Annotated in this window: 4 protein-coding genes; 1 reads left to right on the forward strand and 3 read right to left on the reverse strand. The window is 52.9% G+C overall.

Features of this window, described 5'->3' with window-relative positions; genetic code table 11:
- From QVO99_RS05875 to QVO99_RS05885, 3 genes are all read right to left on the reverse strand, one after another.
- On the reverse strand, nucleotides 1-1,363 hold a 1,363-nt coding region (locus QVO99_RS05875), incomplete at its 3' end, for a glycoside hydrolase family 88 protein (protein WP_288176989.1).
- Nucleotides 1,364-1,678: 315 nt separating this feature from the next.
- The gene (locus tag QVO99_RS05880; RefSeq protein ID WP_022316672.1) at nucleotides 1,679-2,461 is read right to left on the reverse strand and encodes an ABC transporter ATP-binding protein; all 783 of its coding nucleotides are present in this window, start codon (nucleotides 2,459-2,461) and stop codon (nucleotides 1,679-1,681) included.
- 48 nt (nucleotides 2,462-2,509) lie between these two features.
- Nucleotides 2,510-3,523 carry an aspartate-semialdehyde dehydrogenase gene (locus QVO99_RS05885; protein ID WP_022316673.1) on the reverse strand — a complete coding sequence of 338 codons (1,014 nt, stop codon included), beginning with the start codon at nucleotides 3,521-3,523 and terminating at the stop codon, nucleotides 2,510-2,512.
- Between the two features lie 134 nt (nucleotides 3,524-3,657).
- Between QVO99_RS05885 and QVO99_RS05890 the strand changes: the two genes are divergently transcribed.
- Nucleotides 3,658-4,466, forward strand: an 809-nt coding sequence (locus tag QVO99_RS05890) for a cation:proton antiporter (RefSeq protein ID WP_288176990.1), incomplete at its 3' end; no start/stop codon positions are given.

A 4,466-nucleotide genomic window follows, 5' to 3' on the forward strand; every position in this document is an offset into this window, starting at 1 on the left:
CCGTGCCGCCGCCGAGTCCTGCCGACCGGCAGCTGCCCCATATCTCCAGACTTCCGTCTTTCAGATATGTGTAGTTGTTCACCAGACATTCAAAAGCCTTCTTGGCATTCTCCTTGTATGTGGCGTCAATCAGTCCAAGACGCGCCGCCTTGAACAAAGCCGCAGAGAAGATTGCCGTGGCAGAGGTCTCGATATAGTTGGTAGCGCTCGCTGATTTGCCGTTGTAGCTGGTTGCCTTGAAAGAATCTGTTTTGTCGAGCAGCTGATACCATCCGCCGCTGCTTGCCTGACGCGCCACGATGCCAGCGGCGAGCTCTTGCAGATGGTTTCTCAGAGTGGTGTAGTTGGCGTCGGAAGTCCGTCCTGTCTTACCCATCGCTTCGAGGGCATCCACGAGGGCGAAGATATACCATGCGTTGGCGCGTCCCCAATAGGCTGCCGAATGAAAGGTGTATGGCTTCGTCGTGCCGTTCAGTCCTGCCCATGTGTCGGCATGCGAATTAGACGTTCCCGTTCCAGCATTCGCCTCAAAGGCGTGATACATCAGCTTGTCTTTAGAATTCCAGCACATGTTCCACACGATGTTGAGCTGCTTGAACACCATATTCCAATCCTTGTCAGCGCTGCCGAACACGTTTGAGCCGTCGCCATTGAAATTCACAATCTGAGCGAGCAGTGCCGAACCCATATATGCGCCGTCGAGCCACATCTGGTTGTTGTAGGCTGTCTTGTGAAACCATCCTCCCACTACTGCGTCGCTGGCGAGAGTGCCAGACTGGATGCTATTGTTCTTGTTGTGGGCTATAAGACCTTCCGTTGCCCTGCCGATAGCCGTTTGGGCATTCTTCTTGTCTGTATCCGTAGCATTCTTGTAGTTATAGATTCCGATGTAGAGCTTCACGGCGTTGAGGTCGTCGAGGCTGCCGCCACCGTTTGGCACGCTATTATAATAATCATCGCCATACTCCTTTACGCTGGCAAACCAAGGCTTCGACCAATCGAAATCCTGATAATAGTCGGCTGCCTCTATCATCGACTTTGCAACGAGACCCGGAACATAGTCCAGTTTATTCTTCGTGTCATTACGCTTAATCTCCACACTGGTTCCGTCGGCATCAAACTTCGCCAGACCGAATTTTGTGGTATTGGCATAAAAATCATGCGCCCTAGAGTTTATCGCCCACTGCGAATACCTCACCCCCGGATTGAACTTCACGCCGTCGCCGTCGCCCGCCGCCTTTGCCACCACTGTGGCGAAAAGCATAGCGAAGAGAGGGACGATACGCAGAATCCATCCAGACAGGGCATGTCCTTTCTGCGACACGGATATGCCGCAGCCAAAAGATTGCTCTTCTTTCTTCATAAACAGATAACTGAATTTTGTTTGTAAATTAATTTTTATATACCTCTTAGTAGTCTGAACGAGGAGTCTTCTCTTTCCTCATCAGTAAAATATCGAAATTGTCTTCGTACCAAATTGTGCTGGCAAAGGTAATGAAAAAAAATGACCAATCGAAATATATGATATTAAAAAACAAGGAATATATATCGGAATTGGGCAGATTTCGCATCTATTTTCCTACCCCAATCAGTCAATTACCGTTGAGGGATTCCAAGCCTGACCATTTGCCACAGTCAGGCTTCCAATTTCAGTAAAACAAGTAAAAAAAAGGGTAAGCTATTCCGCCACCACACGTATCGTCATCGTGGTGGAATCGAAGCGGATGCCGCGCTTGTCGATAAACCGCGACAGGGTGCCGTCGGCGGCGAGGGCGGCGGTAGGTCCGGTGATGAGCCGCTCATGAGTCATCACCCACAGGTCGTCGGCAATCTGCAGGGCCAGTTCGAGGTCGTGTGTGGAGAGGAGTATCGTCTTGCCGTTGTCATGACACAGCGAACGGAGCATCTGCAGAGTCTCCACCTTGCTGCCATAGTCGAGAAAAGCCGTAGGCTCGTCGAGAAACACCACGCTGGTCTGCTGCGCCAGCGCCTTCGCCGTCATCATCTTCTGTCGCTCACCGTCGCTCAGTGTGCCAGCCATGCGTCCGGCAAGATGCTCTATGCCCACCATACGCAGGCTCTCGCCCACTATGCGCCTGTCGTCGTCGCTGAGGCGTCCGAAGAATCCCGTGTACGGACTGCGTCCCATGGCAGCCATCTGAAACACGGTGAGGTTCTGCACCTGCGGCCGCTCCGTGAGCACCACTCCGATGAGCCTCGCCAGTTCCTGACGGGTGAACGAGTCAATCTCTCTCTCGCCGAGCATTATCTCTCCGCCGAGCTTAGGCTGGAAGGCGGAGATGGTGCGCAGCAGGGTGGACTTTCCCACTCCGTTGTCGCCAATAAGACAAGTGAGGCGACCGGGATGCAGGGCAGCTTCAATACCCTGCATCACCACTCGCCTGTTTGTCGTCTTGCCATATCCGATCGTGAGATCGGAAAGTCGCAATATGTCTTTCATTTCAATTCCTTTTCAGAATCAGTTGTTTCTGCAAGCAGTGCCTGCCCATTACTTCACGTCGCCCACCTTGATGAGATATTCGGCAATCTGAACGGCGTTCAGTGCGGCACCCTTGCGAATCTGGTCGCCGGTGAGCCACAGGGTGTTGCCATTGTCGTCGGCAAGATCCTTGCGCACACGGCCCACATACACATCGTCGTGGCCGGCACTCTCCAGAGGCATCGGATATACATAGTTCTGAGGGTCGTCTTCGAGGGTTACTCCCGGCGCTGCCTTCAGTGCCTCGCGGATTTCCTCCACGGTGAGCGGACGCTCGGTCTCGAACCACACGCTCTCTGAATGTGAGCGCAATGACGACACGCGCACACAGGTAGCACTCGTGCGTACATCGGAGTGCATTATCTTGCGTGTCTCGTTATACATTTTCATCTCCTCCTTGGTATAGTCGTTAGGAGTCATCTTGTCTATCTGCGGAATCACGTTATAGGCAAGCTGATGAGGGAATTTCTCCACGTGTGTGGTGCTGCCCGTCTCCAGAATGTCCCTGTATTGCTGCTCCAGCTCCGCCATGGCAGCCGCTCCTGCTCCCGAAGCGCTCTGGTATGAGGCGATGTGTATCTTCCTGATGTGGCTCAGCTTGTCGATGGGGTTCAGCACCACCACCATCATTATCGTGGTGCAGTTGGGGTTGGCGATAATGCCGCGCGGACGCTTCAGGGCATCCTCGGCATTCACTTCAGGCACAACCAGAGGCACGTCGTCGCACATGCGGAAGGCACTGGAATTGTCGATCATCACGCAACCGTATTTCGTTATGGTGCCGGCAAACTCTTCTGATGTGCTGCCGCCGGCCGAGGTGAAGGCGATGTCGATATCCTTGAAGTCATCGTTGTGCTGAAGAAGCTTCACCTCATATTCCTTGCCCTTGAAGGTGTATTTTCTGCCTGCCGAACGCTCAGAACCGAACAACACGAGGTCGTCCATAGGGAAATCTCTCTCAGCAAGGATACGCAGGAACTCCTGCCCCACGGCACCGCTTGCGCCTACTATTGCTACTTTCATATCTACTTTTTAATTTGATTTGTGTTTAATAATCGCACGTTTATCTTAATTATTATTGCAAAATTACAACTTTCGATGTACATCTCGCCAATTCTAACATTTTTTTTGCACCTTTGCATTAAATTTAGTGCATTATGATACCGGATACTTTCAATTACCTGCCTATTACAGACCCGACGATGATTTTCTTCGTCGTGCTCTTCATAATCCTCGCGGCACCTATCGTAATGGGGAAACTGCGCATTCCGCACATCGTGGGAATGGTGCTCGCAGGTGTGGTAGTGGGCAAATACGGTCTGAACATTCTGGAGCGCGACAGCAGCTTCGAACTGTTCGGGAAGGTGGGACTTTACTATATCATGTTTCTCGCCGGACTGGAGATGGACATCGAGGGACTGAAGAGCAACGGCAAGAAGGTGGCGCTGTTCGGACTGCTCACCTTCCTGCTGCCTTTCGCACTGACCTACTGGGCGAGCAGCTCGCTGCTCAACTATAACCCCACGGCAACGCTGCTCATCAGCAGCATCATGGCATCAAACACGCTCATCGCCTACCCTATCGTATGCAAATACGGACTGCAACGTCATGTCAGCGTGACACTGTGTGTGGGGGCTTCGATGATAGCCCTGACGCTGGCGCTGGTGGTGCTGGCAGCCATAGTGGGTTCGTTCGGCAGCGGCGCCGGAGTGGGATTCTGGTGCCTGTTCCTGCTGAAGATATTCCTGTTTGTGGCAGGCGGACTAATGCTGCTGCCGAGGATGGCACGATGGTTTCTGAGGCGGTATTCGGATGCCGTGGCGCAGTATATCTTCGTGATGGCGCTGATGTTCCTCAGTGCGGCGGTATCGGGGTTCATCGGACTGGAAGGGGTGTTCGGAGCGTTCTTCGCCGGACTGATCCTGAACCGCTACATACCCCACGTGTCGCCGCTGATGAACAGACT

Source organism: Prevotella sp. CAG:592, assembly GCF_000436015.1.
Lineage (GTDB): Bacteria > Bacteroidota > Bacteroidia > Bacteroidales > Bacteroidaceae > Prevotella > Prevotella pectinovora.